Source organism: Brucella ciceri, assembly GCF_041930145.1.
Classification (GTDB): Bacteria; Pseudomonadota; Alphaproteobacteria; order Rhizobiales; family Rhizobiaceae; genus Brucella; species Brucella intermedia.
Genome location: NZ_JBHEEV010000003.1, coordinates 125084 through 151862, shown reverse-complemented (window position 1 = coordinate 151862; position 26779 = coordinate 125084). Strand labels below are relative to the sequence as shown.

Here is a 26779-nt window from a genome sequence, read left to right as displayed (position 1 = left end):
TCGACACAAGTTCCATATGGATATTGCGTTTGTCGCGAATGCGGCTCCCCACCCTTTCGGGAGATGTTTCTAGATCGGCAAGGTATTATGCGCCGCGACCAGCCCCAGCCCGGCATTGCTGCGATTCTGGATAAAGGAGTGCACGTCGCCCGCAGGCATTGGCCGACCGGTGAGGAAACCCTGAACCTCGCCAAACCGTTCCGACTTCAAGCGTTCAAGCTGCTGTGCGGTTTCCACGCCTTCTGCCGTGGTGACAATATTGAAACCGGCGCCAAGCGTCGCCACGGCCTGAATGATGGCGAGGTCACGCGTATCGACCTCGATGCCCGAAACGAAACTGCGGTCGATCTTGATCTTGTCGAACGGGAAGGAACGCAGATAGCTGAGCGACGAATAGCCGGTTCCAAAATCGTCCATCGCAATACGGACACCCAGCCGCCGAAGCTCGAACAGCAGCTCGATATTGTTCTTGCTGTTCGAGAGGAAGACCGATTCCGTGATTTCAAGCTCGAGCCTGTCTGGCGAAAGCCGCGCCGCTTCAAGCGCATCGGTAACCGATTGCAGGAGCGTCGTCTGGCTGAACTGGACCGGCGAGAGATTGACGGAAACCTTGATATCCTCCGGCCAGAGGACAGCTTCCCGGCAGGCCGCCCTCAAGACCCAGTCGCCAATCGGCCCGATCAGCCCGGTTTCTTCCGCCAGGGGAATGAACTCGGCCGGAGAAACCATGCCGCGCTCGGGATGACGCCAGCGGATCAGTGCCTCAAAGCCGGAAATCCTGCCGCTTTCAAGGTTGAAGATCGGCTGGTAGTGAAGCTCGAACTGTTCATCCAGCAATGCCTGCCGAAGCTCCCCGGTCATGACGTGACGCTTCTCGGCCGCCAGACGCAGGGAATGCTGATAAAAACGGAATGTGCGGCGTCCACCGGATTTTGACGCGTAAAGTGCCAGATCGGCGTTGCGCATCAACGCATCGGGATTGTCGCCATGCAGCGGCGCCTGGGAAATGCCCATGCTGCACGTTACAAATTCCGAATTGCCGACCAGTTTGAACGAGTCCTGAAAAGCCGAAAGCACGCGGTCGGCGAACATCGCGATCTGCCCCAGCGTGCCGCTGCGATAGACGATTGCAAACTCATCGCCGCCCAGCCGCGCGATGAATTCGTCCGGGGTCGTAATCTGTTTCAGCCGGCGCGCGACTTCCTGCAGAAGCTGGTCGCCCGCCTGATGGCCGATACTGTCGTTGATGTTCTTGAAATGATCGATATCGAGATAGAACAATGCGAAAGGCTCGGAATCGCCGCCCTTCTTCAGCAGGCTCTCGACGTGATGGGCGAAATAGGCCCGGTTCGGCAGGCCGGTCAGGCTGTCGTGCATGGCGATATGCGCCATGCGCTCCTCGATTTCGCGCCGCTCGGTCACATCCTCGAGAAGGCCGATCAAATAGCGAGGCTCGTCGCCTTCGACCGGCGGAATGGAGCATCTTATGATCCGCATCGTGCGCGAGGTTCCGTCCTTGCGCTCGACCTTCCGTTCGACGCTCAGCACGTCCCGGCGCCGCATCGCCATGCGGTCCTGCTCGAGAATGACGGCTGCCTCGCGCTTTGGGAAAAGATCGAGGTCGGTAGCGCCGAGGGCTTCTTCTATCGGCTGTCCGCTCGCCACGGATGCCGCCTGATTGAAGAGCACGTAACGACCATTATCCTGCATGTCCTTGACGAACACACCAAGCGGCAAGTTGTTGACGAGGCTGTCCAGCAAGGTCTGCGCGTGACTTGCCTGACGATTGGCCTCCGTCACTTCCGTCCTGTCCTGAACGATGGCGAGAATGGCTTCCTTGCCGTCGAACAGCACCTGACGTCCGTAAGTCAGAACATCAATGGTTTCACCATTGGCGCGCAGATGCTGCCAGCGCTCCGGGCGCTCAAGGTCGCTGCGATCACGAATGGCGGCAAGCATCCGGTCCCGCTCGGTTTGCGGGCGAATATCGAGCACGGTCATGGCCGGGATTTCGTCGGCTGTATAACCATAAAGCCGGTATGCGGCGTCATTCATCACGATGAAACGCAGCGTTTCCGGGTCATAAACCCACATGGGTGTCGGATGCGTCGTAAAAAGGATGCGGAAGTCCTGTTCGGACGTGCGCGCCATCGTACCTTCCGCCGAAGCCGAAGCGCCCCCCCGCTTCCTCATCGCATTCCCCTCATCCTACTGATCCTACAGGATTATACGGCTCCACTCCACGAGCGGCCCGTCTCGTTTGTTAGCACTATGAGCAACCCGATTCAGATGCACCCCGAGCATAGATTAAAGCCGAGAATTTTAATAAACCATATACAAATTGGGGGTCGATTTAAGGAATTTCTTTAAAATCAGACTTTTTCCATCGCTTGACCGTCTTCAACTTCCGGCCTATGCCTATAGGCGCAAAAATTCGTTGGGGTGCCTTCGAAGCAATATCAGGAAAAGTGCCAAGCGGTTTTCCGTCCGGTATTGCGACACAAAAGGCTGAGAGGTGCGTTCTCGCGCCAACCCATTGAACCTGATCCGGGTAATACCTGCGTAGGGAACGGAGTTTGGCGCGTCGCGGACGGGGCAACACCCCAAATGGAGTCTCGGCTCCGACCAGGTTCATGACGTCTCATCTTCCGTTCGGAATGAGAGACGATATGATGGACCAACAGAACAGTTTCTCCCGAACCAAATCAACGAGCGACCCGTCGCGATCCGTGCCGATATGCGTCACGATCGCCGGTTCCGACAGTAGCGGCGGCGCTGGCATTCAGGCCGACCTCAAGACATTTTCTGCACTCGGTGTCTATGGCGCAAGCGTCATCGCCGCGGTGACCGTGCAGAACACCCGCACGGTCAGCGCCGTGCACGACATCCCGCCCGCCATCGTTGCAGGACAGATCGACGCCGTTTTCAGCGATCTCGACGTGGCGGCGGTGAAGATCGGCATGGTCTCCGTGCCCGAAACCATCGAGGCCATCGCGCGCGGCCTTGCCCATTTTTCCGGCCCCATCGTTCTCGATCCGGTCATGGTGGCAAAGTCGGGCGCCGCGCTCCTGAGTGAAAACGCCATTGCATTGCTGCGCGAGAGGCTGGTGCCGCTCGCCACCTTGCTGACACCCAACCGGCCCGAAGCAGCCTGCCTGCTCGACGCCGGAGTGGCGCGCGACGACGCCGAAGCTGAGGCGCAGGGGCGCGCGCTGCTGGAACTTGGCGCAAAGGCCGTCTTGATGAAGGGCGGACATGCGGAAGGCGAAACCTGCGTCGATCTGCTGGTTCGCCGGGACCAGCCGACGCTCCGTGTCGAAGCACTGCGTATCCTGACCGCCAACACCCATGGCACAGGCTGCACGCTCTCTTCGGCCATTGCCGCGGAACTGGCCCGGAACCTGCCGCTGGAAAAGGCGGTGCTGAGCGCGCATGCCTATCTGCAAGCGGCAATCCGCGCCGCCGACAGCCTGAAGATCGGACATGGCCACGGGCCGGTGCATCATTTCCACGGCCTCTGGAAAACCCGGACCGAGGAGATTGCCTGATGCGCGTCACCATTATCGGAGCGGGTGTGGCCGGTCTTGCCACCGCCGCCGAGTTCACCGATCAGGGCCATGCTGTGACAGTCATTGCCCGCAGCCCGCAGATCGGCGCCGATTGCTGTTCGTGGCTTGCGGGCGGCATGCTGGCGCCATGGTGCGAGGGCGAAAGCGCCGAAGAACCCGTCGTGCGGCTTGGGCAGGAAGCACTCGGCTGGTGGGAAAAGCACGTCTCCGGAGTCAAGCGTGAAGGCACGCTCGTCCTGTCGCACACGCGCGATGCCAGCGAGTTGCGTCGCTTCGTCCGCCGGACGGAAGCCTTCGACACAATCGATCAAGCACGCATTGATGCGCTGGAACCCGATCTGGCCGGACGTTTCCGGCAGGGTCTGTTCTTCGCGCGTGAAGGGCATCTCGACCCGCGCAGAACATTGATCGAGCTGGCCGGAAACCTGCAACGAAAAGGTGTCGTCTTCCATCTCGGTACGGAAGCGGACGCAGGGACAATCGACGCGGATATCGTGGTCGATGCCCGGGGCCTTGCCGCACGGGATGCGCTGCCCGACCTGCGCGGCGTCAAGGGGGAAATGCTGGTTGTCCGATCCCGCGACATCAATCTTTCGCGGCCCGTGCGGCTCCTGCATCCGCGCATTCCGCTTTACATCGTGCCGCGCGGCGACGGCGTGCACATGATCGGCGCGACCATGATCGAAAGCGGCGAGCGGTCCGGGATCAGCGTGCGCTCCACTCTGGAACTCCTGAGTGCCGCCTATGCCCTGCATCCGGCCTTCGGCGAGGCGGAAATTCTCGAAACCGGGGTCGATGCGCGCCCGGCCTTTCCGGACAACCTGCCTCGCGTCAGACGGCGCGGCAAAACCATCTATGTCAACGGGCTTTACCGCCACGGCTTCCTGCTCTCGCCGGCGATGGCGCGCATGGCGGTCGCCGCTGCGACCGCACCCGAAACCAGGCCCGAATTTGTGGAGGACTATGCATGACAATCGTGCTGAACGGTGAAGTCGTCACCACGACAGCCGCCAATTTGGCGGCGCTGCTCATCGAAATCGAACTGGATGAAGCGGTTGTCGCAACGGCGCTCAACGGCGAATTCGTGGCCAGCGACGAGCGCGAAGCCGCGATCCTGTCGGCTGGCGACCGCATCGAAGTTCTGGCCCCGATGCAGGGAGGCTGAGATGCTGGAATTTTATGGCAAGAAGTTTGAAAGCCGCCTGCTGCTGGGCACGGCGCTATATCCGTCACCGGCCATATTGGCCGATGCGGTGCGCGCCTCGCAAAGCGGTATCGTCACCGTGTCGCTCAGGCGTGAAAGCGGCGAGGCCCGCGCCGGACAGGATTTCTGGGCGCTGATCCGGGAACTGGGCGTGCAGGTTCTGCCGAACACGGCGGGCTGTCACACGGCCCGCGAAGCTGTCACCACGGCAAAAATGGCGCGGGAAATCTTCGGCACCAACTGGATCAAGCTCGAAGTCATCGGCGACCATGACACATTGCAGCCCGACCCGTTCGGCCTTGTGGAAGCGGCGCGCGCGCTATGCGACGACGGTTTCGAGGTCTTTCCCTATATGAATGACGATCTGGTCGTCGCGGAAAAGCTTCTCGAAGCCGGTTGCAAAGTGCTGATGCCGTGGGGCGCGCCCATCGGCTCGGGCCGCGGCCTGAACAATCCTTATGCGCTCAAAACCATGCGGGCGCATTTCCCCGACATTCCGCTTGTCGTCGATGCAGGCATCGGCGTGCCTTCCCATGCAGCGGCAGCAATGGAGTTGGGCTATGACGCCGTGCTCATCAACACCGCCGTCGCCAAGGCTGGCGATCCGGTCGTCATGGCACGCGGTTTCGCGCTTGCCGTTGAAGCCGGTCGGCTCGCCTTCGAGGCGGACGCCATCGAAGCCCGCGACATGGCCGCACCATCCACCCCTCTTCTCGGAAAGGCATTTTTGTAATGGCCCTCGATCCGTTCTACCCGATCTTCGACAGCGCCAGATGGCTGGAGCGCATGGTGCCGCTTGGCGTCAGGCTGGTGCAGTTGCGCGTCAAGGACAAGAGCGAACCGGAACTGCGCGGTGAAATCCGCGCCGCCCGGGAGATATGCCTTGCCCATGACTGCCAGCTGATCGTCAACGACTATTGGAAACTGGCGCTGGAGGAAGGCTGCGACTTCATCCATCTCGGACAGGAAGACCTCGACGATGCCGATCTCGATGCCATTCGCGCCGGTGGCCTAAAGCTCGGCGTTTCAAGCCATGACGAGGCGGAGCTGGACCGCGCCTTGTCGTTGAAGCCTGACTATATCGCGCTTGGCCCCGTCTATCCGACCATCCTGAAAAAGATGAAATGGCACGAGCAGGGCCTGCCTCGCCTCGGCCAATGGAAGGCGCGCATCGGCGACATTCCGCTGGTGGGCATCGGCGGTATGAGCGTGGAGCGCGCGCCGGGCGTTTTCGAAGCAGGCGCCGACATCGTTTCCGTCGTCACCGACATCACACTCAATGCCGACCCTGAAAGCCGCCTGCGCCAATGGATCGAAACCACGCGCGCTTATGCAGGCCATGCTCTGGAGCAAACCCTATGAAAAAGACTGCCTTTGCCGCCCTGTTCGGCCTCGCCCTCACCACTGCCACTTCGGCTCACGCCGATGACAAGCTGAAGCTCATTCTCGACTGGTATGTGAACCCCGATCATGGCCCGATCATCGTTGCCGACAAGCTCGGCTACTTCAAGGATGCGGGGCTGGACGTGGAAATCGTCGCCCCTGCCGATGCCTCGACCCCGACCAAGATGGTCGCGGCGGGGCAGGCCGATCTCGCCGTCTCCTATCAGCAGCAGGTGCATCTTCAGGTCCATGAGGGGCTGCCGCTCGTCCGTGTCGGCACATTGATCGACTCGCCGCTCAACTGCCTGATGGCCCGCGACGACGGCTCGGTGAATTCCATTGCCGATCTCAAGGGCAAGAAGATCGGCTATTCGGTCGCGGGCGTGGAGGAAACGCTCCTCGGCACCATTCTCGGACAGCATGGCGTGAAGCTTTCCGACGTCGAGCTCATCAATGTGAATTTCTCGCTTGCGCCGTCGCTGATGTCGAAGCAAGTCGATGCGGTGATGGGTGCCTATCGCAATGTCGAACTGAACCAGATGGCCGTCGAAGGCGTGCCGGGCAAATGCTTCTTCGTCGAGGAAGAAGGCGTGCCGGTTTATGACGAGCTGGTCTATGTCGCAGCCACGACCGGGCTCGACGCGGCGGAAAAGGACAAGATTTCCCGCTTCCTGTCGGCCACCGAGAAGGCCGCGCAATATATCGTCAATCACCCGGACAAGGGTTTCGAGCTGTTCTCGTCCTACAGCACCGAACTCAAGGACGAATTGAACCAGCGCGCCTGGAAAGACACCGTCGCGCGCTTTTCACGCGCACCTGCCAGCCTCGATACCGGCCGCTGGCGTCGCTATGAGGCTTATCTCAAGGAGCACAATCTGGTGCCCTCCATCCTGCCGGTCGAAAAATTCGCCATCGACGTCAATGCCGAAGGGAGCAAGTCATGAGCCAGCCGCAGCCGCATTATTCATCCGAACTGTTCACGCGCCTTCGCGCAGCGACGCTTGATGACTGGAAGCCCTATATCGAGCATGAATTCGTGCGGGGCCTTGGCGATGGCACGTTACCCAAGGCGGCCTTCCTGCATTATCTGCGTCAGGATTATGTCTATCTGCATCACTATGCCCGCGCTTTCGCGCTCGGTGTGGTCAAGGCGAATACATTGCAGGAAACCCGGCTCTGCGCCCAGATCATGCATCGGCTGACGGTGACGGAGCTGCCGCTTCATGTCGGCATCTGCGGCCGCGAAGGCATCAGCGAGGACGCGCTTTACGCCACGAAGGAAGAGCCGGAAAACCTCGCCTACACGCGCTATGTGCTCGATTGCGGACAGGCGGGCGATTTCCTCGACCTGCTGACCGCGCTCGTGCCCTGCGCGCATGGCTATGGCGAGATCGGCCTCAATCTCGCTGTGACGGCCCGCCCCGGCACGCCCTATCAGGAGTGGATCGATACCTATGCGGGGCCTGATTATCAGGACATGTGCCACACGGTGGGCAAGCTGTTCGATCAGGCCGCGAGGGACCGCATCGGCGATGACTTCGAGAAAAGCCCGCGCTGGCCAAGGCTCTGCCAGATATTTGCCACCGCAAGCAGGCTCGAAGCGGAGTTCTGGTCGATGGGGTTGAAGGCCGGATAGTGACCGAAGCGCTCTCGAACCGAAGCCGAATGAAACGCGCTGCCGATGGTCTGCTATCGGCAGCGGTGGCGCTCGCCATCTGGCAGGCGGTGGTGAGCATCGGCCAGATGCCGCGCTTCATCCTGCCGGGTCCGCTTGATGTTGTGCAGGCGCTGATCGGCAATGCCGGGCTGATTGCCGAGAACGCCATCGCCACCATCGGCGAAGTGCTGGGCGGTCTTGCCCTTGGCAGTGCGGTCGGCATTGCGACCGCCATCTGCCTGATGATGTCACCGCTGGCGCAGCGCCTCGTCATGCCCGCCATGGTGTTCAGCCAGGCGATCCCGATCTTCGCGCTCGCCCCCATCCTGACCTTGTGGCTCGGCTATGGCCCTGCATCGAAGATTGCGGTCACGGTGCTGATGATCTTCTTTCCCGTCGTTTCGACCTTCTTCGATGGTATGCGGCGCACTGACAGCAGCCTGATCGACGCGGCGGAAATCCTGGGGGCCGGGCGCATGGCGATCCTGTTTCGCATCCGCATCCCCTCCGCCTTTCCTTCGCTGGCGTCGGGCCTGAGCCTCGCTGCGGTCTATGCCCCCATCGGCGCCGTAGTGGGCGAATGGGTGGGGGCATCCAAGGGGCTCGGCTATCTGATGCTGCTCGCCAATGGACGCGCCAAGGTGGACCTGATGTTCGCCTGCCTGTTCGTTCTGGCGGCTTTCACCATGCTGCTGCACGGCACGGTGTCGCATTTCGCCCGCAAACTTGCCGCCTGGCCGCGAAAAGCCGCATAAAAAAACCGGCGGGAAATCGCCGGTTTTCATGTTTGTTCAAACTGCCATCAGGCCAGCGTATAGGCCGTCTTCACCGTCGTGTAGAACTCGGCGGCGTAGCGGCCCTGCTCGCGCGGACCGTAGCTCGAACCCTTGCGCCCGCCGAACGGCACATGGAAATCGACGCCCGCGGTCGGCAGATTGACCATCACCATGCCCGCTTCCGAATTGCGCTTGAAATGCGTGGCGTGCTTCAGGCTCGTCGTGCAGATGCCCGACGACAGGCCGAAATTCGTATCGTTGGCGGTGGCAAGCGCTTCTTCATAATCCTTGACGCGGATGACGGAAGCGACCGGGCCGAAGATTTCCTCGCGGCTGATGCGCATCTGGTTGGTGGCTTCCGTGAACAGCGCGGGCTGGAGATAGAAGCCCGGCGTTTCGCGGTTGAGGCGTTCGCCGCCAAAGGCAAGCTTCGCGCCTTCCTTGCGGCCGATCTCGATATAGTCCATGTCCTGCTTGAGCTGGCTTTCATCGACCACCGGGCCGATATGGGTGCCCTGCTTCAGCGCATTGTCGACCACAACGGTCTTCAGCTTTTCAATGGCGGCGGCAACGAACTTGTCGTGGATGCCTTCCGTGACGATGATGCGCGAGGAAGCCGTGCAGCGCTGGCCGGTAGAGAAGAAGGCGGAATTGACGACCGATTCCACAGCCACATTGAGATCGGCGTCATCGAGAACCACGACCGGGTTCTTGCCGCCCATTTCGAGCTGGAAGCGACGATTGTGCTCGATGGATGCAGCCGCAACGCGCTTGCCCGTGCCGGTGGAACCGGTGAAGGTGACGGCATTGACGTCGGCGCTGTCCAGAATGGTCTGGCCGACCACGGAACCCTTGCCCATGACGAGATTGAGCACGCCCTTCGGAAGACCGGCGCGATGCAGGATATCGACAATCGCCCAGGAACAGCCCGGCACGAGGTCAGCCGGCTTGAAGACGATCGTGTTGCCATAGCAGAGCGCCGGCGCAATCTTCCATGCCGGAATGGCGATCGGGAAGTTCCACGGCGTGATGATGCCGACGACGCCGACAGGTTCGCGGGTGATTTCGACGCCGATGCCCGGGCGCGCAGAAGGCAGAACTTCGCCTGCCAGACGCAGGGCTTCGCCGGCGAAGAAATCGAAAATCTGGCTGGCGCGGATGGTTTCGCCGATGCCCTCGGCCAGCGTCTTGCCTTCCTCACGCGACAGAAGACGGCCAAGCTCGTCCTTGCGCGCCAGAATCTCGTCTGCGGTTTTACGCAGGATCGCATGGCGCTCCAGAATGCCGGAACGCGACCATGCCGGGAAAGCGGCTTTCGCGGCGGCAATGGCTGCCTTGGTGTCTTCAGCCGTTGCGCGCGCATAGGTTCCAACGACATCATTGGTGTCCGAAGGATTGATGTTGGCGATCCCGTCGCCGCCGACCCATTCGCCCGCGATCAGATTTTGATGTACCGTCATGAACTCTCCCTGTGCGCCGCACGGCTCTGATATATCTCAGAACGACCCTTCACCCATGAGCGGCGGAATTGCAAGACCGGAGCCGTCCTGTAACGCAAAAAGTGAAAATAAGCCCCGGGCCAAGGCCTTGAAAGGCCCGCCTTGCAAATTTGTCACAGTCAATGACCAGTTGGAAAAATTGTCATTTTTCGCCTTGGCAAATATTTTTGCTCATTTATTGTGCACCTATCCGCAACACTGGCAAGAGGTATGAGATGCGTGTCTATTACCCATTCCCGATGGTGCCCAGTGTTCGCGCGGGCGCTTCCAAGCTTTAAGTCCTTGGCCCGCGATGCAGGCTGAGGCCTGAACGCCCTCCCTAAAGGGGCACATTCCAAAACTTCCAAATTTGCCGCAGCCCTCACCGGCTGCTTGTTTTGTCTTTGTTTTCACGCATCGTCCGACGCTGAACCGCTTCGCACTTTTGCTGAAAATGCTTTTAAAGGAACCAGAATCCGCCCGAACGCGGCCTGGTATTGTAGATATGACTCGGTTTCGCATCAATTTCCGGGGACCTGCTTTCCGCAACGTCCTCGGCTACACTTTCGGCCACTGGCGAAGTCAGCCCGTGCGGCTGACGCTGATGATAATCGGCATGCTGCTCGCAACAGCCGCAGATGTTCTGACCCCGCTCTATTCCGGGCGGCTGGTCGACGCGCTTTCATTGGGCAATGACGGCGCATGGGATGCGGCCATTCATGCGCTGATCGTCCTGCTTGCGCTGGGTGCATTGGCGCTGATCACGCGCCAGCTGACCTTCTATGTCATCACCGACTTCACCTTGAAGATCATGAGCGACATGGCAGCCAGCTCGTTCCGCAGGCTGCAGCGGTTCTCGACCGACTGGCATGCCAATGCCTTTGCCGGATCGACCGTGCGCAAGGTCTCGCGGGCCATGTGGGCGCTCGACCTGCTCAACGATACGCTGATCGTGGCCCTGCTGCCATCGGTCCTGATGCTGCTCGGCTCGGTCGCACTTCTATCGTGGTACTGGCCGCTGATGGGCCTGCTGGTTGCCATCGGTTCGGTGCTGTTCATCGTCTGCACCATCGTGATCTCGCTCGGCTTCGTCGCCCCTGCGGCAACACTTGCCAATAGCTGGGACACGCGCATGGGCGGCGCTTTGGCCGATGCCATTTCGTGCAATGCGGTTGTGAAGGCGTTCGGTGCGGAAAGCCGCGAGGATATGCGTCTTGCCAAGGTCGTCACCAAGTGGCGCGGCCGCACACGCCGCACATGGCTGATCGGTACGCTGAACGGTTTCATCCAGGGTGCGAACCTTCTGGTGATGCGCGGCGTCGTCATTGCCTTTGCGCTCTATCTGTGGAGCCAGGGCAAGGCAACGGCGGGCGATATCACCTTCGTCCTGACCGCCTTCTTCATGTTGCAGGGCTATCTGCGCGATGTGGGCATGCATATCCGCAACCTGCAGCGCTCGGTCAACGACATGGAGGAACTGGTCGATATCGAGGCGCAGCCTTACGGTATTGCCGACAAGCCGGGTGCTCCGGCCATCAAAATTGGAAATGGCGAGATCACTTTCGATCACGTCACCTTCCATTATGGCAGTCACGAATCCGCCCTCTATCGCGACTTCTCGGTCAAGATCGAGGCTGGCGAGCGCGTCGGTCTGGTCGGTCATTCGGGTTCGGGCAAGACGACCTTCGTCAAGCTGATCCAGCGGCTTTACGATGTCAGCGGCGGCGCTATCCGCATTGACGGGCAGAACATTGCCGATGTCACACAGGCATCGCTCCGATCGCAGATCGCCATCGTGCAGCAGGAGCCGATCCTGTTTCACCGGACGCTGGCCGAGAACATCGCCTATGCCCGCCCCGGTGCGACGCAGGCCGAGATCGAGGAAGCTGCGAAGCTTGCGAGCGCGCACGACTTCATCAGCCGCCTGCCGAAAGGCTATGCAACGCTTGTCGGTGAACGCGGTGTGAAGCTTTCGGGTGGTGAGCGCCAGCGTGTCGCCATTGCCCGTGCGTTTCTGGCAAATGCACCGATCCTCATTCTGGACGAGGCGACGTCGAGCCTCGATTCGGAATCGGAGGTGCTGATCCAGCAGGCGATGGAACGGCTGATGGTGGGCCGCACGACGCTTGTCATCGCACACCGGCTTTCGACGGTTCGGGCGCTTGACCGGCTGCTGGTCTTCGACAAGGGCAAGATCCTCGAAGAAGGCGACCATGATGCGCTTATCCGCAAGCCGGAAGGCATCTACCGCCGCCTGTTCGAGCGTCAGGCGCTGGAACTGACCAAGGGGCTGGAAGACGTCTTTTCGTAATCCAGTCTCCCATGTCGCCACCGACAGGGCCGGATGATTCCGGCCCTGTCTTCATTTCATATTCCCTATCTGTTTGTTTTTTCGCATGTCTTCGACCCGAAACCGCTTTCCGCTTTCGGGAGACATGCTCCATTCATCATCCGTTCAGATCACGGTGCGTATCACTCGCGGCCCAAGCGTGGCCCAAACGTGAGTTGACATTTCCATGACAGAAATGTGACAGGATTTTTGTGAAGTCTCGGAGTTGGTGAGTAAAAACATGCCGGGTGTGATGGAAAATACCGCAGCGCGTCGCTGGAGCGATGCCGCGATTTTCGGGCCTGCCCGTATTGCCTGGCCGCTGCGTCTGGCCGCCATTGCGCTTGCTTCCATGGTGCTTTCGACCCTGCTGGTTTTCGCCATCGAATGGATCGTGCGCGGCTCGTTCACCGATACGATGCAGTTCTTCCGCACACCGCACAAGCCCGCATGGACGACCGTGGCGCTTTTCGTCGTCGTGCTCACCGCAAGCGACGCCATTTTCGGGCGCATCCATTATGGCTTCATCGTCGTCGGGCCGCTGGCGCTGATTGCCGCCACGACCGCCCGTGAAAAAAGCCTTTATCTCGGCGATCCGCTCTACCCGAGCGATTTTCTCTATGCCCGTCAGATCGTGGATCTTCTGCCGCTGCTGGTGCGCGACCGGCCATGGAGCGCGGTGGGCATAGCCCTGCTGCTCATCGCCTCGGCAGCCTTGATGATCACCGTGACGCTGTTCTGGTGGCGGCGTTTCGACCCGATCCCGTGGAAGGGGCGGATGCTGCGTCTTGCCTTCGCGCTGCCGCTGCTCGCCTGGTTCGCGGTCATTTCTGATTATGCGAGTTTTTCGCTGGCCCGGGACCGTCTGCGCATTCTGCCCATCATGTGGGACCAGAAGGAAAATTACGCGCATAACGGCTTCACCATGGCTTTCATCCTGAATGTGCCGATGGCAACCGTCTTCGCGCCGGAAGGTTATTCCCCGGAGGCGATTGCCGCCATCGAACCGCCCGCGCAGCTCATCCCTGCCGCATTCGACAGCCGCAAGCCGGACGTCATCATGGTGATGAGCGAATCCTTCTGGGATCCGACGCGCCTTCCCGGCGTGGCCTTCAGCGCCGATCCGATCCCGACAGTGCGTGCGGAACAGTCCGGCCATGTCTTCTCGCCGGAATTCGGCGGCATGACGGCCAATGTCGAGTTTGAAGCATTGACCGGGTTTTCCAAGGCGTTCCTGCCTTCGGGCAGCATTCCGTACCAGCAATATATCCGTCGCCCGCTTCCCTCGCTTGCAAGCTTTTTCAAGGATCAGGGTTACGCCACGCGGGCCATCCATCCCTATCGCCAATGGTTCTGGAACCGTGGTCCCGTCTATGAAAGCATGGGCTTCGACCGGTTCATGTCAGAGGAAAACATGCCGCCGCTGGAAAAGCGCGGTGCGCTGGCGTCCGACGCTGCCTTGACCGATGAAATCATCCGCGAAGCCGATTCCATGGATGCGCCGTTCTTCTTCTTCGCCGTTTCTCTTCAGGGACATGGCCCATATGAGGCCAACCGCTATCCAGATTCCAAACTCGAGGTGCAGACCGACGCCAGCGAGCATACCCGCCAGTCGATCCGTTCCTATTCGCAAGGAGCGATGGATGCCGATGCAAGCCTTGCAAGGCTGATGGAGTGGGCATCCAAGCGTGACCGCGAAACCATTCTCGTCTTCTTCGGCGACCATCTGCCGCCACTCGGCCCCGTCTATGTCGAGACCGGCTTCATGGCAAACCGGGTTGCAAGCCGCACCGCATCTGCCGAAGATATGATGCTGCAGCACGAAACCCCGCTGGTTCTCTGGTCAAACAAGCGTGGGGCCGAACGGGGAACGGGCACGATCAGCCCCGCCTTCCTGCCGCTGCACATTCTGGACATGGCCGGGATGCAGCACCCCTATTACACCGGCTTCCTGCGCCAGTTGCACGAGCGCTACCGGGTCGTTGACAATCATGCAGTGTTTGACCGGTCGGAGAATGCCGAAGAGGGCTGGCAACAACGGCCGCCCTTCCCGCCGCTGCTGCGCGATTATCAGATGCTGCAATATGACATGATCTTCGGCAGCAATTTCGCCCGCGAGCGCTTCTTCCCCCCGCATCCCGAACAGAGTTAGACAGGTCTATACCGGCGCCTTGCCGGACGACTGGCGAATGACGAGTTTATAATCAATCTGCCGCGAAGCCGACAAATGGCCGGTTTCGATCTGTTTCAAGAGCATGTCCGCCGCGTCGCGCGTCATCTCGAAAATCGGCTGGCGGACAGTGGTGATCTGCGGCGAGACCATGCTGGCGATAGCGCTGTCATCGAAGCCCACCACCGTCAGCTGGTCGGGTATCGCAAGATTATGGTCATAGGCGACCTGCATGACGGCAGCCGCCATATCGTCGTTTGACGCAAACACCGCCGTCGGCGGCTCATCGAGCGAAAGCAATTTCTTTCCGGCAGCAAGGCCGCTTGTGAAACTGAAACCACCCTGCACCTCGTAATCCGGGTTACGCCCGATCCCCGCCTGCTCCAGCGCGCGCCGATAGCCCGCCAGGCGCAGTTCCGCCGAACGATGGGTTGGATCGCCAATGACGATGGCGATCCGGCGGTGGCCGAGTTTCAGAAGATATTCCATGAGATCGAAGGCGGCAGCCCCGTCATCAATCGTGACGCTGTCGGTCGGATGGACATTCACATCGCCCGCCACCCGCGCAAACGGCATTGCCGATGCCGTCAGTTCGGCGAGGATTTCAGGATCGTCCGACATGGGCGGCGTCACGATGATGCCGTCGAGGCCGGAGGCGTGCGCCGTTTCGATCAGCGCGCCGCGAATATCATCCCGATTTTCGACGGGAAAGATCAGCAGGCGGTATCGCGTGTCGCGCAGCCGTTCCAGCGCGCCCATCTGCAATTCGGTGACGTAGCTGGCGCTCGGATTTTCGAAGAAAAGACCGATCAGGTGAGACCGGCGTTCGACAAGGTTGCGGGCGGCGGCATTGGGGCGGTATCGCAACTCGCTTCCGGCCTGCCGGACCTTTTCGCGGATGGCCTCGCGCACATTCGGTTCGTCATTATAGACGCGCGAAACTGTCTTGATCGACACACCGGCAAGGCGTGCCACATCATGAATGGTTGCTCGTTTTCCTGCTGCGGCCATATCGGATCGTCTCCCTCCCTCTCCGATCTATCCTTCTGTTTTCACGCATTATCCGACGCAAAACCGCTTCGCACTTTTGCTGGAAATGCTCTAACCGCTTCGCCGCAAAACGAAAAGAGAAATCAGGGAATTGAGCAGACCCGCGATCGCGTCAGAAAGCGAACCTCGCGGCCATTGTCGAGCGAAAACATGCCTCCGCGTCCGGGGACGACATCGATGATGAGTTCGGTATGTTTCCAGGCTTCATATTGCGGGCCGCTGATATAGACCGGAGCACCACCGATTTCTCCGAGCTTCACGTCCGTGTCGCCCACCATGAATTCGCCTTGCGGATAGCACATCGGCGATGACCCATCGCAACAACCACCCGACTGGTGGAACATGATCGGCCCATATTCGGCCTGCAATTCCCGGATGAGATCAAGTGCGGCCTGTGTGGCGCTCACCTGTCCGTGGTCCGTATCGGGGCTTTTCTCCGCCATATCCTCCTCCCGGGACGACGAGCGGGCACTTGTGCAATGCCCGCCCGGATGTGCATTCTACCGCACCCTTGATGCGGCACGGGGCATTATTGCGTGAGGTCCATGACCACGCGGCCTTCGATATTGCCCTGCCGCATATCGTCAAAGATGGAGTTGATATCCTCCAGCTTTTCGGTGCGGATGGTGGCTCGCACCTTGCCATCACCGGCAAAATCGAGCGACTCCTGCAGATCGAGCCGGGTGCCGACAATCGATCCGCGCACTGTAACGCCGTTCAGCACCATATTGAAGATGGAAAGCGGGAAGTCGCCGGGCGGCAGGCCGTTCAGCGAGACAGTGCCGCCGCGCGACACCATGCCCAGCGCCTGTTCGAAGGCGATCGGCGAAACCGCCGTAACCAGCACGCCCTGCGCGCCGCCGTCGGTTTCCTTCTTGATATAGGCCGCCGGATCGTTATGCGTCTTGGCGTTGACGGTTACAGTTGCGCCGAGCCTGCGCGCAAGATCGAGCTTTTTGTCGTCGATATCGACAGCAGCAACATTGAGCCCCATGGCCCTGGCATACTGCACCGCCATATGGCCCAGTCCGCCCACGCCGGAGATAACAACCCAGTCGCCAGGCTTCGTATCCGTAACCTTGAGACCCTTGTAGACCGTTACGCCCGCACACAGGACCGGCGCGATTTCGTTGAAATCGATGCTCTTCGGCAAATGGCCGACGAAATTGGGATCGGCAACCACATATTCGGCAAAGCCGCCATTGACCGAATAGCCCGTATTCTCCTGTGCCTCGCAGAGCGTTTCCCAGCCGCCCAGGCAATGGCGGCAATGCCCGCATGCGGTGTAGAGCCATGGAACGCCGACCCGGTCGCCTTCCTTCACGTGTTTGACACCGCTACCCACGGCAGAGACGTAACCGACGCCCTCATGGCCCGGAATGAACGGCGGATTGGGCTTGACCGGCCAATCGCCCTCGGCTGCGTGCAGATCGGTATGGCAAACGCCCGACGCCTGAATGGCGACCTGTATCTGGCCGGGGCCGGGTTCGGGCACCGGCACTTCTTCAATCGTCAGGGGCTTTCCGAATGCGCGCACCACGGCGGCTTTCATTGTCTTTGCCATGAAGTTTCTCCTTCGTTGTCGAACTGAGCTGGCTTCCTGGGGGACGGAAGAAATGTGAAAATTCGCAGTCATGGACAAAAGGTCGCCCGGGCGTTTCCGCCCAGGCCCCTTGGGAGGGTATTGGGAATCGTTAAAGTCGACGCAATACTGGCATGAAGAGCGATCCCGACCCTTGATTGAACGCAATGCGAAGACGTTTTCTCCGCATTGCGTCTGCCGGGAGTTCTAGAAGAAGCCCAGCTTCTTCGGGCTGTAGCTCACAAGCATGTTCTTGGTGTTCTGATAATGGTCGAGCATCTTCAGATGGTTTTCGCGACCGATACCCGACTGCTTGTAACCGCCGAATGCCGCATGGGCCGGATAGGCGTGGTAGCAGTTGGTCCACACACGGCCAGCCTGAATGGCCCGTCCGAAGCGATAGGCGCGGGTCCCGTCGCGGGTCCATATGCCGGCGCCGAGGCCGTAAAGCGTATCGTTGGCAATCGATAGCGCTTCGGCGTCGTCCTTGAAGGTAGCGACGGACACGACCGGACCGAAGATTTCCTCCTGGAAGATGCGCATCTTGTTGTTGCCCTTGAACACCGTCGGCTTGACGTAATAGCCACCGGCGAGATCGCCCGGCAGAATATTGCGCTCGCCGCCGGTCAGCACTTCGGCGCCTTCCTGACGGCCGATATCGAGATAGCTCAGGATTTTTTCCAGCTGCTCGCTGGATGCCTGCGCACCGATCATCGTGGCCGGATCGAGCGGGTCGCCCTGCACGATGGCCTCCACGCGCTTCAGCGCTTTCTCCATGAACTTGTCGTAGATCGATTCATGGACAAGCGCGCGGCTCGGACAGGTGCAGACTTCGCCCTGGTTGAGCGCGAACATCACGAAGCCTTCGATGGCCTTGTCGAGGAAATCATCATCTTCCGCGGCAACATCCTTGAAGAAGATATTCGGCGACTTGCCGCCCAGTTCCAGCGTAACCGGAATGAGGTTCTGGCTGGCATATTGCATGATCAGGCGTCCGGTCGTCGTTTCGCCGGTGAAGGCGATCTTGGCGATGCGCGGGCTCGAGGCGAGCGGCTTGCCTGCCTCGAGGCCGAAGCCGTTGACGACATTGACGACACCGGGCGGCAACAGATCGCCGATCAGCTCCATAAGCACCAGGATCGAAGCCGGAGTCTGCTCGGCCGGTTTCAGAACGACGCAGTTGCCTGCCGCAAGGGCGGGCGCAAGTTTCCACGTCGCCATGAGGATCGGGAAGTTCCAGGGAATGATCTGGCCGACGACACCGAGCGGTTCATGAAAATGATAGGCGACCGTGTCGTGATCGATTTCCGAAATGCCGCCTTCCTGGGCGCGAATGACGCCTGCGAAATAGCGGAAATGGTCTATAGCGAGCGGCAGGTCGGCATTGGTGGTTTCACGGATCGGCTTGCCGTTGTCCCACGTTTCGGCAGCCGCCAGCGCGGGCAGGTTTTCCTCAATCCGGTCGGCGATGCGATTGAGGATGAGCGCGCGTTCAGCCGCGCTCGTCTTGCCCCAGGCATCCTTGGCGGCATGCGCTGCGTCGAGCGCCGCTTCAATGTCAGCGGCATCCGAACGGGCTATTTCGCAAAGCACCTGTCCGTTGACGGGCGACGTGTTGTCGAAATAGCGCCCCGATTTAGGCTCGACCCATTTGCCGCCGATGAAGTTTCCGTAACGCTTTGCAAAAGCCGGCTTCACGGTCCGGCTGAATTCAACCTTGTTCATGACATCCTCCCAGAAACAACGCTGCTCCTACAGCGCTTCATGGTTGAGGATCGCGCGGGAGCGGGGAAGAGTCATCCCACGCATTCAAGCTCGCAAGATCATGTGTCGCAATATTGAGACAGTTTCGCCCGCCTATTTCAGCGTGGCTTCATCAATGGGCGCGAATGATCTTCAGACGGTTCAGCTTGCGGTGCAGCGTCGCCCGGCTGATGCCCAGAAGCTGCGCCGCAAAGGAAATATTACCCTCCGCGCGGGCCAGTGCCCGCAGGATCACCCCGCGCTCCGATTCCGCCATGTCCTCGCGCGGGTCGGCGGGCGTCCCCAGAAGATCTGCGGCGGGCAAGGGGCCTGCCAGTGCATCATCGTCAAGCTCCAGGGCAAGGCGCGCCGCGCGCGTCGCGCCGACGACGAGGTCGTCCTTGTCGACGGCGATCAGCGCGCCACCGGTGCGGTCCGGGCTTGGCGCCAGCATGATGCGCGCATCGGGAAAAGCCTGACGGAAATTTTCAGCCTCGATGCGGCGCGCAGCGTCGATAACGGCCACCGATATAAGCTGCGCAAAAGCCTCGGTCAGATCGGCGCGGCAGGAGGAGACATCAAGTGCTGCCATCAGGCGTCCCTGATGGTCATGGATGGGAGCGACCGTGCAGGAAAGCCCGATATTGCGCGTATGGAAATGCTGGTCGCGATGGATCGTCAGCGGGCGCTGTTCAACGATGCAGGTGCCGATGCCGTTGGTGCCTTCGCTCTGTTCGCTCCAGACAGCACCGGTCCAAAGCCCCCAACGGTAGAAGGTGTCGTCATCGCCCGGCGCGCCGCGCCGTTCGACCGGCACGCCTTCGCTGTCGGCCAGCAACACACAGCAGCCAACGCCGCCGACGGCCAGATAAAGGCGGTCCATACTGGCTTGCGCTATGCTGACGAGGCGTTCGATCCGTTGATGGGCGGTTCGGAACTCGCCATCGGAAAGTGTGCGCACCGATCCCGGTTCGGCAGGGTCGAGCCCGTGCAGTTCCGCCGAGCGCCGCCACGAGGCGACGAGAGCAGACCGTGCAGCCCCACCCGCCGTCGTGATTGCGGATTGGATGCGGTCAGCATGTGTCCGGTCGTGCGGTGTGCCCATCTTTTCCTCCCAGGAAGGCTGGAACCCGCTATATGGGAGAATAATGACTGCTCAAAACACAACTGGCAAGTGCGGCTAGAGCGGCTCCTATTCTAACAGAATCGCCGGAACCGCTCTAACTATTTGTTTTATCGCATTATCCAACGCAAAACCGTTTCACACTTTTGCTGGAAATGCTCTAAAGATCGAGAGGGGTCAGGCGACGCGCGCTGGCTTCAGATATTCCTCAAGCGAGGAAACATCCGCCGCATTGAGGCGAAGACCCAGTTTCGTGCGCCGCCACAAGATATCCTCGGCGCTGACTGCCCACTCATTTTCCTGAAGATACCGCACTTCGGCTTCGTAAAGGTCGGCGCCGAAATATTGTCCGAGGTCGGTCAGGGAAGCGGCACCCTTGAGCAGGCTGTGGATGCGCGTTCCATATTGCCGGAACAGCCGTCGCGCATGGGCCGGGGCGAGGAAGGAATAAGCGGCGTTTACCTTCTGCAACTCACGCTCGAACTCGACATCCACGAAATCGCCGCCGGGCAACGGGGCGGCATGGGTCCATGGCGCTCCCTTCTGCCCCAGCCGCTGCTCGATCTTCTCCAGCATATGTTCGGCAAGCCGGCGCGCCGTGGTCAGCTTGCCGCCGAACACATTGATCAGGGGAGCAAGCCCATCGGGCGCATCCTCTTTCAGCACGTAATCGCGGGTCGCTTCCTGCGCCTTGCTCGCGCCGTCATCATAAAGCGGACGCACACCGGAATAGGTCCACACGATATCCGCGCGACTGACGGGTTCCTTGAAATATTCGCTGGCGGCCGCACAGAGATAGTCGGTTTCGCTGTCGGTGATCGCGACCTTGGCCGGATCGCCCTCATAATCCTGATCGGTCGTGCCGATCAGGGTAAAATCATCTTCATAAGGAATGGCGAAGATGATGCGCCCGTCATTGTTCTGGAAGAAATAGGAGCGCGGATCGGAAAATTTCCTGCGCACCACGATATGGCTGCCCTGAACGAGGCGGACATTGTGAAGCTGGCGATCTCCCTCCACGCCCTGCAGCACCTTGTCGGCCCACGGACCGGCGGCATTGACCAGCAGGCGGGCGCGAACTTCCTCGCGCTCGTGCGTGTCGGTATCTTCCAATGTGATGGTCCAGCATTCCCGGTCACGGCGGGCCGCCACGACCCTGGTCCGGGTGCGGATCATCGCGCCGCGATCCGCCGCATCCCGGGCGGTCAGGGCAACGAAGCGCGCATCGTCGACCCAGCAGTCCGAATATTCAAATGCCTTGGTAAAAAGCGGCTTCAAGGGCGCGGCCGCCGGATCGGAGCGCATATCGAGCGTCCGCGTGGCGGCAAGTTTTTTGCGTCCGCCCAGATGGTCGTAGAGGAACAGCCCCAGTCTCAGCAGCCATGCAGGGCGCACTCCGCCCTTGTGATAAGGCAGCACGAACCGCATCGGATGAATGATGTGCGGTGCATTGGCCCACAGCACTTCCCGCTCCATAAGCGCCTCGCGCACCAGACGAAATTCATAATGCTCGAGATAGCGCAATCCGCCATGGATGAGTTTGGTGGCCCGCGAGGATGTGCCGCTGGCCAGGTCGTTCATCTCGGCCAGGCCAACCGAAAATCCCCGGCCAATCGCGTCGCGCGCGATACCGCATCCATTGATGCCGCCGCCGATTACAAAAATGTCGAATAGTTTCTCTTGCGCCATGGCGAACCCCGAAGACCACTCTCCGAAAACCAAAGCGAATATAATTCATTTAATACGAAAGCAAATCGAAAATAAACGAAACTAGGACTCTTTTTCCGCTGTCGGGCTTTCGCCAAGGGTTTCAATCAGTTCGACCTCGTTTTCCCGGCACAGGTTCCGCAACTGGTCCGACGGGCAGTGATCGGTAATGAATGTGTCGATCTGCGATATATGGCCGATGCGCACCGGCGCCGTGCGCTCCAGCTTTGTGGCGTCGGTCACGAGGATGACATGCCGGGCATTGGCAATGATGGCCTGCGCCACTTTCACTTCGCGGAAATCGAAATCGAGCAGCGCCCCGTCTTCGTCCATGGCCGAGGCTCCGATGATCGCGTAATCGACCTTGAACTGCCGGATGAAATCAACGGCGGCTTCGCCGACGATCCCCCCGTCCGACGGACGCACGACACCGCCCGCGACCACTACCTCGATCGAGGCGTGAACCCGCAATGTATTGGCAACATTGATATTATTGGTGATGACCATAAGATTGTCATGGTCGACCAGTGCCTGGCTGACGGCCTCGGTCGTGGTGCCGATATTGATGAACAATGAAGCGCCATCGGGAATGATCTCCGCGGCAGCGCGCCCGATCGCTTCCTTCTCATGCGCCGCGATGCGACGCCGCGCCTCATATTCCATGTTCTCGACACCGGACGGATAGAGCGCCCCACCATGGATGCGGCGCAGCATCCGAGCCCGGCAGAGGTCGTTCAGGTCCTTGCGCACCGTTTGCGGCGTCACCTCGAATGCCGCGGCAAGATCGTCCACCAGAACCTGCCCCTGTTTGCGAGCGAGCTCTAGAATTGCGTTGTGACGGGGAGTGAGCTGCATTGTTGTCCTGAGGCTGGCATTATTCTGATCGCGTCCGGATAATTTCGCGGTTTTTCAATAGAAAGCAACCACTTCAGCCGGAACAATTTTCGACATAGGCCGCCTTTCTTCAGCGGCTGAAGCAGAATGGCCGGTTTGCCCAGCGCGAAAACGCGGGAAAAATCTGCACGTCAGGCAAGCGGGACCGGGTGCCGGCGCTCCCAATGTGGAGTAACGACACCGGACCAAACGAGAAATGATGATTTAATCGAGATCGAATTTTTCGCCATACATCCGGTGCAGCTTGCAAGCCACTTCCGTACGGTTTGCGGCGCCGATCTTCTTCATGATGTTATGGACATGCGCCTTCACTGTACCCTCGCTCATGCCGAGCTCGAAGGCGATGATCTTGTTCGACTTGCCGATCCGGATCGCATGGACAACCTCGATCTCGCGCGCGGTGAGCAGTTCTCCCAGAACGTCGTCGTCGATATCGGCCGGCGCGGTCTGAAAAACCATGGAAGCGGGCACATACATGCCGCCGGCGGTGGCAAGATGAATGGCCTCGACACAGACTTTTATATCGACCGAGGTGGGAATATAGCCGCGAGCGCCGATTTCCATGGCACGCACGACCTGAGCCCACTCCTCGCGTTCAGCGAGAAACACGACCGGCACCGGACGCCAGAGCTCGATCACAGCCTGCAGCTTTTCTGAGAAAAATGGGTCCGCCAGTCGCTTCGAACCTATATTGATCAGAACAACAGCAATATCCTCGGTTGGATCTGCCAGTTCGATCGTCGCTTGTGTTTCCACGGGAAGCTTGAGCCCGTTCAGCACAAGCCCGTTATAAAGACATTGCCGTTCAAGATTGCTCTTGCATACCAGCAACAGGCGCCGTTCCCGTACGGCCTCAATACCCGAAGCACCCCCCCTGTCATCCCCGTGCTCCGGAGCAGTCCAAATGCTATCCCCTCTTACTTCCAACATGTGATGCTCCCGGCATACTCAAGTTGCTCTATGTTTATGCATCCTACTATTACTTTCGTCAGAGACGAGTGTTTTCCAATGCTTACATGGATAGAGCCCTAACCATGACCAGCGTGAATATTGCTATCGGGAAATAATCGTGTCATTAACTTATGTTAGCAATGCATAAAATTTATGACCACTTGTAAGAAAGACTTGAACGGCAGGAGATATAGCCTCTATATCTTTGGTTTAGTTGATTTCCGATTTTACTGAAATTTGAGAAGCTCAAGACGGAATTTGAGTAACTCTTGCTCAAGGATATTCATGCTCACTGGCAGAAATATCCCTCGATTATTCATGTGTTCTTCCAAGCGGAAGATCGCCCTGTAGTTTTCAGAAAATGTTTGGAGCGCATTTCGATTTGCTTAGATGAGATCAGCGCCCTAACTGTTCGTCTTAATGCGCATTCTCGCCGAAAGGCCGTTTCACACATATCAAAATTTGCTCCAACGGGTTAAAAATGCACAGTGGCAGACAGACCACAGACCCATCGACTGAAGCGCTCATTGGTTTATTGGAGGCCTCTCCAATTTTCGCCAAGCTCGGAGCGCGGGAGATAGACGCGCTTTCTTCTCTCACCATTATCGAAGGCGACTTTGCCGCCGATGCCGCGATCATCAGGCAGGGAGAACAAATCAGAAGCCTCCATCTCGTGCGTTCCGGCTGGGGATGTGTCTATCGCGATCTGGCCAGCGGCGAGAGGCAGATCATCGACTTCCCCATGCGAAGCGATTTTCTGGGGCTGCGAACGGCGGACGGTTACAGCTATAACACCATCACGGCAATCACGCCCATGTCGGTGTTCGAAATTCCGCTCGTCTCTCTCGAGGCCTCCATTGAATACGCGCCGCGCCTCAGCCTGATCTTCATAGAGCTTCTCGCGCGCCAGCGATCCCTGCTTATCGAGCATCTTACCAATATCGGGTGCCGGGCTGCCTTCGTCCGCACCGCGCATCTGTTTCTCGAACTTTCCGACCGCGTGCAATCTTCGGGGATGGGCGATGCAAATTCCTTCTACTGCCCGCTGACACAATATCAGCTTGCCGATGCACTGGGGCTGACGCCAATTCATCTCAACCGGATGCTGCGCGACTTGCGGGAAGAAGGGCTGATCCTGTTCCGCTCAAACCGGGTGGAAATTCTGGACCGGAAGCGCGTGGCCGCCCTTGCCCAGTACGACGGAGAGTTCATGCGGATGTCGGTTTTCGGGAAAGAAGAATGACAACCGATGTAAGTACTCTATCCCACAGACCCCACATTAATTGTAGGTGCTGTTGTTTCCCGCTTTATTTCCGCTTTGGCGCTCTCCTCGGCAGTTCACCCTCTGGCCGAGGCGGATATGGCTTCAAGTTTTTAGGCGGCGACCATGAGTTGACCTTCGGTAGCGACTTTTTGATGCCTCGCTGATGAAGGTAAAGACCTGCTGTCAAGTACGCGTCCTCAAGCGCTCCGTGCCGCTTTCCGATACGTGATAAACCTATTCGGGCCAAGCAGTCATCGAGCTTGGCGGACTGGCCAGACCATATTTCTCGGGACCGCTCCATGGTGCAGAATACCGGATGGGGGAGCATATCCACTTCCGCCTTCCGAAACTCCCGTTGCACATAGCGCATATCGAAATCTGCGTTATGTGCCACGATTTCATCCGCCCAATCGAACCACTTACGGATTGGAGCGGCAAGATCAGAAAACAAGTCCTGATATCGTGTCATCCAATTATCGTAGCCATGCACGGCTTCCGCCTGCGGATGGCTGTCTTTCCTTGGATCGAATATCAGATGTAGAGACTGGTGAAGAAGTTCATCACCTTCGATTTTGACCGCCCCTATGGTCACGATCCGGTCGTATGGCAACAGTCCAGTCGTTTCAGTATCGACTACAATTACTCGCTTCTTGCGTGTATGGACCGCTGGGTTTGATAACTCGTCCATGCCTCCCCCCTATTTTTCGGGAATGAAGCATATTTCAGGTTGCATAATGGTGTAGCTTTTCGCCGCAGCATAGAAAAATCGCCCCGTAGGGCGCCATCTTGCATTTCAATGGGAGAAGATCACCAAGCCGAAACCAATAATCGGGGAATATCCAAGTTTCTCAGTAACTTGAAAGATGGTCGGAGTGAGAGGATTCGAACCTCCGACCCCCTCGTCCCGAACGAGGTGCGCTACCAGGCTGCGCTACACTCCGTGACCATGTGGCCTTGACCATTGAGGCGGCTTATAACGCTCCAGATTTCAAGCCGCAAGAGCATCTTGTCGTTTTTTTGAATGCCGAACCCGAAAAGCTGGAAAGAGCTTCAAACGGTCTCGAAAACCGGCAGCGTCCCGCCGCCAAACGCCACAAAATTGGGGTTGGCAAAACCGCCGACACCTTCGCTGGCGCGCTGGCCATAGGAGAGCGGTATCCCCTCGAAAGTGGTCGTTAGACCACCTGCGGCGCGCAGCACGGCATCGCCTGCCGCCGTATCCCACTCCATGGTGGGACCAAAACGCGGGTAAATATCGGCTTCGCCGCTGGCAATAAGGCAGAACTTCAGCGACGAACCGATGGAAACGCAGTTGGTAATCCGGTTGTCGTTCAAGAATTTTTCCGTTTCCGGGTTTTTATGGGACCGGCTGCAGACCGCCACCTGCTCGGCTCCATGAACGCGCACCCCTATCCCCCGCCGTGTTCCCAGCGCGTGATCCTTGGTCGTGGTTATTTCTTCCGCACCGCTGCCGGTTCCGACAAACAAGCGATTGCGAACGGGTGCATAAACGATGCCCAGAACCGGAGCGCCATCCTCGATCAGGCCAATATTCACCGTGAAATCGCCGTTGCGCAGCAGGAATTCACGGGTTCCATCCAGAGGATCGACCAGTAGAAACCGCCGTCCCAGTTGCGCGGGCAGGCGTCCCGCCGCCACTTCCTCTTCAGCCACAACCGGAATATCCGGGGCGACCGAAGCCAGTGCGGAAAGGATGATGGCCTCCGCGTCACGATCTGCTTCCGTGACCGGAGAAGAATCTTTCTTGCTGTGAACCGCGCAACCATTGGCATAGTGCTTCATGATCGTGCGGCCCGCCTCCAATGCGGCTTCCAGCAGCACGGCAAGCATTGCTTCGGCGCTCGGATCGGCTTTCGGGGAGGCTGAAATCTTCATTTG

Annotated in this window: 23 protein-coding genes, 1 tRNA gene and 1 riboswitch; of the genes, 11 read left to right on the top strand and 13 right to left on the bottom strand. The window is 59.3% G+C overall.

From position 1 onward, the window contains the following. Positions 1–69: 69 nt before the first annotated feature. Positions 70–2193: a putative bifunctional diguanylate cyclase/phosphodiesterase gene (locus tag JNC63_RS07055; protein WP_006465944.1), complete on the bottom strand. Its 2124-nt coding sequence runs from the start codon at positions 2191–2193 to the stop codon at positions 70–72. Positions 2194–2428: 235 nt separating this feature from the next. Continuing rightward, a riboswitch (TPP riboswitch) is annotated at positions 2429–2586 on the top strand. A gap of 86 nt (positions 2587–2672) precedes the next feature. Here JNC63_RS07055 and thiD point away from each other — a divergent pair. From thiD to JNC63_RS07015, 8 genes are read left to right on the top strand one after another with little or no spacing between them, the layout of a single operon-like run. Continuing rightward, positions 2673–3548, top strand: coding sequence for a bifunctional hydroxymethylpyrimidine kinase/phosphomethylpyrimidine kinase (thiD, locus tag JNC63_RS07050; RefSeq protein WP_025089728.1), 876 nt, complete (start codon positions 2673–2675; stop codon positions 3546–3548). Further along, positions 3548–4540 (top strand): glycine oxidase ThiO, encoded by a 993-nt coding sequence (gene thiO / locus JNC63_RS07045; protein ID WP_021586336.1) that lies wholly within the window; start codon positions 3548–3550, stop codon positions 4538–4540. Before thiD ends, thiO begins: the two co-directional genes overlap by 1 nt. Beyond that, positions 4537–4734 (top strand): sulfur carrier protein ThiS, encoded by a 198-nt coding sequence (thiS, locus tag JNC63_RS07040; protein ID WP_021586337.1) that lies wholly within the window; start codon positions 4537–4539, stop codon positions 4732–4734. Before thiO ends, thiS begins: the two co-directional genes overlap by 4 nt. Before the next feature lies 1 nt (position 4735). Continuing rightward, positions 4736–5506 carry a thiazole synthase gene (locus JNC63_RS07035; protein WP_021586338.1) on the top strand — a complete coding sequence of 257 codons (771 nt, stop codon included), beginning with the start codon at positions 4736–4738 and terminating at the stop codon, positions 5504–5506. Next, complete coding sequence (locus JNC63_RS07030; protein ID WP_021586339.1) at positions 5506–6135, top strand: thiamine phosphate synthase; 630 nt, start codon at positions 5506–5508, stop codon at positions 6133–6135. The genes JNC63_RS07035 and JNC63_RS07030 overlap by 1 nt, the downstream gene beginning before the upstream one ends. Continuing rightward, positions 6132–7100, top strand: a complete 969-nt coding sequence (locus JNC63_RS07025) for an ABC transporter substrate-binding protein (protein ID WP_021586340.1) — start codon at positions 6132–6134, stop codon at positions 7098–7100. The genes JNC63_RS07030 and JNC63_RS07025 overlap by 4 nt, the downstream gene beginning before the upstream one ends. Beyond that, positions 7097–7792 carry a thiaminase II gene (gene tenA / locus JNC63_RS07020; RefSeq protein WP_021586341.1) on the top strand — a complete coding sequence of 232 codons (696 nt, stop codon included), beginning with the start codon at positions 7097–7099 and terminating at the stop codon, positions 7790–7792. The genes JNC63_RS07025 and tenA overlap by 4 nt, the downstream gene beginning before the upstream one ends. 29 nt (positions 7793–7821) lie before the next feature. Next, positions 7822–8568, top strand: coding sequence for an ABC transporter permease (locus JNC63_RS07015; RefSeq protein WP_152849740.1), 747 nt, complete (start codon positions 7822–7824; stop codon positions 8566–8568). A gap of 47 nt (positions 8569–8615) precedes the next feature. Here the strand turns inward: JNC63_RS07015 and JNC63_RS07010 are convergent, their stop codons facing one another. Further along, complete coding sequence (locus JNC63_RS07010) at positions 8616–10049, bottom strand: aldehyde dehydrogenase family protein (protein ID WP_006465935.1); 1434 nt, start codon at positions 10047–10049, stop codon at positions 8616–8618. 523 nt (positions 10050–10572) lie between these two features. On the opposite strand from JNC63_RS07010, the gene JNC63_RS07005 reads away from it, so the two are divergent. Both JNC63_RS07005 and JNC63_RS07000 read left to right on the top strand, forming a co-directional pair. After that, the gene (locus JNC63_RS07005) at positions 10573–12378 is read left to right on the top strand and encodes an ABC transporter ATP-binding protein (RefSeq protein WP_021586343.1); all 1806 of its coding nucleotides are present in this window, start codon (positions 10573–10575) and stop codon (positions 12376–12378) included. Positions 12379–12637: 259 nt separating this feature from the next. Next, positions 12638–14548 carry an LTA synthase family protein gene (locus JNC63_RS07000; protein WP_021586344.1) on the top strand — a complete coding sequence of 637 codons (1911 nt, stop codon included), beginning with the start codon at positions 12638–12640 and terminating at the stop codon, positions 14546–14548. A gap of 6 nt (positions 14549–14554) precedes the next feature. Here JNC63_RS07000 and JNC63_RS06995 read toward each other — a convergent pair whose 3' ends face one another. The 8 genes from JNC63_RS06995 to JNC63_RS06960 form a co-directional block, all read right to left on the bottom strand. After that, positions 14555–15577: a LacI family DNA-binding transcriptional regulator gene (locus tag JNC63_RS06995; protein ID WP_021586345.1), complete on the bottom strand. Its 1023-nt coding sequence runs from the start codon at positions 15575–15577 to the stop codon at positions 14555–14557. A 122-nt stretch (positions 15578–15699) separates the two neighbouring features. Next, the gene (locus JNC63_RS06990) at positions 15700–16059 is read right to left on the bottom strand and encodes a DUF779 domain-containing protein (RefSeq protein ID WP_021586346.1); all 360 of its coding nucleotides are present in this window, start codon (positions 16057–16059) and stop codon (positions 15700–15702) included. Between the two features lie 86 nt (positions 16060–16145). Continuing rightward, on the bottom strand, positions 16146–17180 hold the full coding sequence (gene adhP, locus JNC63_RS06985; protein WP_021586347.1) for an alcohol dehydrogenase AdhP: 1035 nt from the start codon (positions 17178–17180) through the stop codon (positions 16146–16148). Positions 17181–17405: 225 nt separating this feature from the next. Then, positions 17406–18923: an aldehyde dehydrogenase gene (gene adh, locus JNC63_RS06980; protein ID WP_021586348.1), complete on the bottom strand. Its 1518-nt coding sequence runs from the start codon at positions 18921–18923 to the stop codon at positions 17406–17408. A 151-nt stretch (positions 18924–19074) separates the two neighbouring features. Next, positions 19075–20046, bottom strand: a complete 972-nt coding sequence (locus JNC63_RS06975) for a GAF domain-containing protein (RefSeq protein ID WP_021586349.1) — start codon at positions 20044–20046, stop codon at positions 19075–19077. Between the two features lie 195 nt (positions 20047–20241). Further along, the gene (glpD, locus tag JNC63_RS06970) at positions 20242–21753 is read right to left on the bottom strand and encodes a glycerol-3-phosphate dehydrogenase (protein WP_021586350.1); all 1512 of its coding nucleotides are present in this window, start codon (positions 21751–21753) and stop codon (positions 20242–20244) included. Between the two features lie 81 nt (positions 21754–21834). Beyond that, positions 21835–22626, bottom strand: a complete 792-nt coding sequence (locus JNC63_RS06965) for a DeoR/GlpR family DNA-binding transcription regulator (protein ID WP_025089729.1) — start codon at positions 22624–22626, stop codon at positions 21835–21837. 243 nt (positions 22627–22869) lie between these two features. Then, entirely contained in the window at positions 22870–23595 is a 726-nt protein-coding gene (locus JNC63_RS06960; protein ID WP_006465924.1) for a response regulator transcription factor, read from the bottom strand. 502 nt (positions 23596–24097) lie between these two features. On the opposite strand from JNC63_RS06960, the gene JNC63_RS06955 reads away from it, so the two are divergent. Continuing rightward, positions 24098–24859: a Crp/Fnr family transcriptional regulator gene (locus JNC63_RS06955; RefSeq protein WP_006470823.1), complete on the top strand. Its 762-nt coding sequence runs from the start codon at positions 24098–24100 to the stop codon at positions 24857–24859. Between the two features lie 64 nt (positions 24860–24923). Here JNC63_RS06955 and JNC63_RS06950 read toward each other — a convergent pair whose 3' ends face one another. The 3 genes from JNC63_RS06950 to cysQ form a co-directional block, all read right to left on the bottom strand. Next, entirely contained in the window at positions 24924–25568 is a 645-nt protein-coding gene (locus JNC63_RS06950; protein WP_021586355.1) for a 3'-5' exonuclease, read from the bottom strand. Positions 25569–25744: 176 nt separating this feature from the next. Beyond that, a tRNA-Pro gene (locus JNC63_RS06945) sits at positions 25745–25821 on the bottom strand. 109 nt (positions 25822–25930) lie between these two features. Next, a complete protein-coding gene (gene cysQ / locus JNC63_RS06940) occupies positions 25931–26776 on the bottom strand; it encodes a 3'(2'),5'-bisphosphate nucleotidase CysQ (protein WP_021586356.1) in 846 nt (281 codons plus the stop codon). Positions 26777–26779 lie beyond the last annotated feature (3 nt).

What these genes read in the sequence shown, in the direction of transcription:
- JNC63_RS07055 (WP_006465944.1), bottom strand. Translation starts at nt 2,193, where the DNA reads ATGAGGAAGCGGGGGGGCGCTTCGGCTTCGGCGGAAGGTACGATGGCG.
- thiD (WP_025089728.1), top strand. Translation starts at nt 2,673, where the DNA reads ATGGACCAACAGAACAGTTTCTCCCGAACCAAATCAACGAGCGACCCG.
- thiO (WP_021586336.1), top strand. Translation starts at nt 3,548, where the DNA reads ATGCGCGTCACCATTATCGGAGCGGGTGTGGCCGGTCTTGCCACCGCC.
- thiS (WP_021586337.1), top strand. Translation starts at nt 4,537, where the DNA reads ATGACAATCGTGCTGAACGGTGAAGTCGTCACCACGACAGCCGCCAAT.
- JNC63_RS07035 (WP_021586338.1), top strand. Translation starts at nt 4,736, where the DNA reads ATGCTGGAATTTTATGGCAAGAAGTTTGAAAGCCGCCTGCTGCTGGGC.
- JNC63_RS07030 (WP_021586339.1), top strand. Translation starts at nt 5,506, where the DNA reads ATGGCCCTCGATCCGTTCTACCCGATCTTCGACAGCGCCAGATGGCTG.
- JNC63_RS07025 (WP_021586340.1), top strand. Translation starts at nt 6,132, where the DNA reads ATGAAAAAGACTGCCTTTGCCGCCCTGTTCGGCCTCGCCCTCACCACT.
- tenA (WP_021586341.1), top strand. Translation starts at nt 7,097, where the DNA reads ATGAGCCAGCCGCAGCCGCATTATTCATCCGAACTGTTCACGCGCCTT.
- JNC63_RS07015 (WP_152849740.1), top strand. Translation starts at nt 7,822, where the DNA reads ATGAAACGCGCTGCCGATGGTCTGCTATCGGCAGCGGTGGCGCTCGCC.
- JNC63_RS07010 (WP_006465935.1), bottom strand. Translation starts at nt 10,049, where the DNA reads ATGACGGTACATCAAAATCTGATCGCGGGCGAATGGGTCGGCGGCGAC.
- JNC63_RS07005 (WP_021586343.1), top strand. Translation starts at nt 10,573, where the DNA reads ATGACTCGGTTTCGCATCAATTTCCGGGGACCTGCTTTCCGCAACGTC.
- JNC63_RS07000 (WP_021586344.1), top strand. Translation starts at nt 12,638, where the DNA reads ATGCCGGGTGTGATGGAAAATACCGCAGCGCGTCGCTGGAGCGATGCC.
- JNC63_RS06995 (WP_021586345.1), bottom strand. Translation starts at nt 15,577, where the DNA reads ATGGCCGCAGCAGGAAAACGAGCAACCATTCATGATGTGGCACGCCTT.
- JNC63_RS06990 (WP_021586346.1), bottom strand. Translation starts at nt 16,059, where the DNA reads ATGGCGGAGAAAAGCCCCGATACGGACCACGGACAGGTGAGCGCCACA.
- adhP (WP_021586347.1), bottom strand. Translation starts at nt 17,180, where the DNA reads ATGGCAAAGACAATGAAAGCCGCCGTGGTGCGCGCATTCGGAAAGCCC.
- adh (WP_021586348.1), bottom strand. Translation starts at nt 18,923, where the DNA reads ATGAACAAGGTTGAATTCAGCCGGACCGTGAAGCCGGCTTTTGCAAAG.
- JNC63_RS06975 (WP_021586349.1), bottom strand. Translation starts at nt 20,046, where the DNA reads ATGGGCACACCGCACGACCGGACACATGCTGACCGCATCCAATCCGCA.
- glpD (WP_021586350.1), bottom strand. Translation starts at nt 21,753, where the DNA reads ATGGCGCAAGAGAAACTATTCGACATTTTTGTAATCGGCGGCGGCATC.
- JNC63_RS06965 (WP_025089729.1), bottom strand. Translation starts at nt 22,626, where the DNA reads ATGCAGCTCACTCCCCGTCACAACGCAATTCTAGAGCTCGCTCGCAAA.
- JNC63_RS06960 (WP_006465924.1), bottom strand. Translation starts at nt 23,595, where the DNA reads ATGTTGGAAGTAAGAGGGGATAGCATTTGGACTGCTCCGGAGCACGGG.
- JNC63_RS06955 (WP_006470823.1), top strand. Translation starts at nt 24,098, where the DNA reads ATGCACAGTGGCAGACAGACCACAGACCCATCGACTGAAGCGCTCATT.
- JNC63_RS06950 (WP_021586355.1), bottom strand. Translation starts at nt 25,568, where the DNA reads ATGGACGAGTTATCAAACCCAGCGGTCCATACACGCAAGAAGCGAGTA.
- cysQ (WP_021586356.1), bottom strand. Translation starts at nt 26,776, where the DNA reads ATGAAGATTTCAGCCTCCCCGAAAGCCGATCCGAGCGCCGAAGCAATG.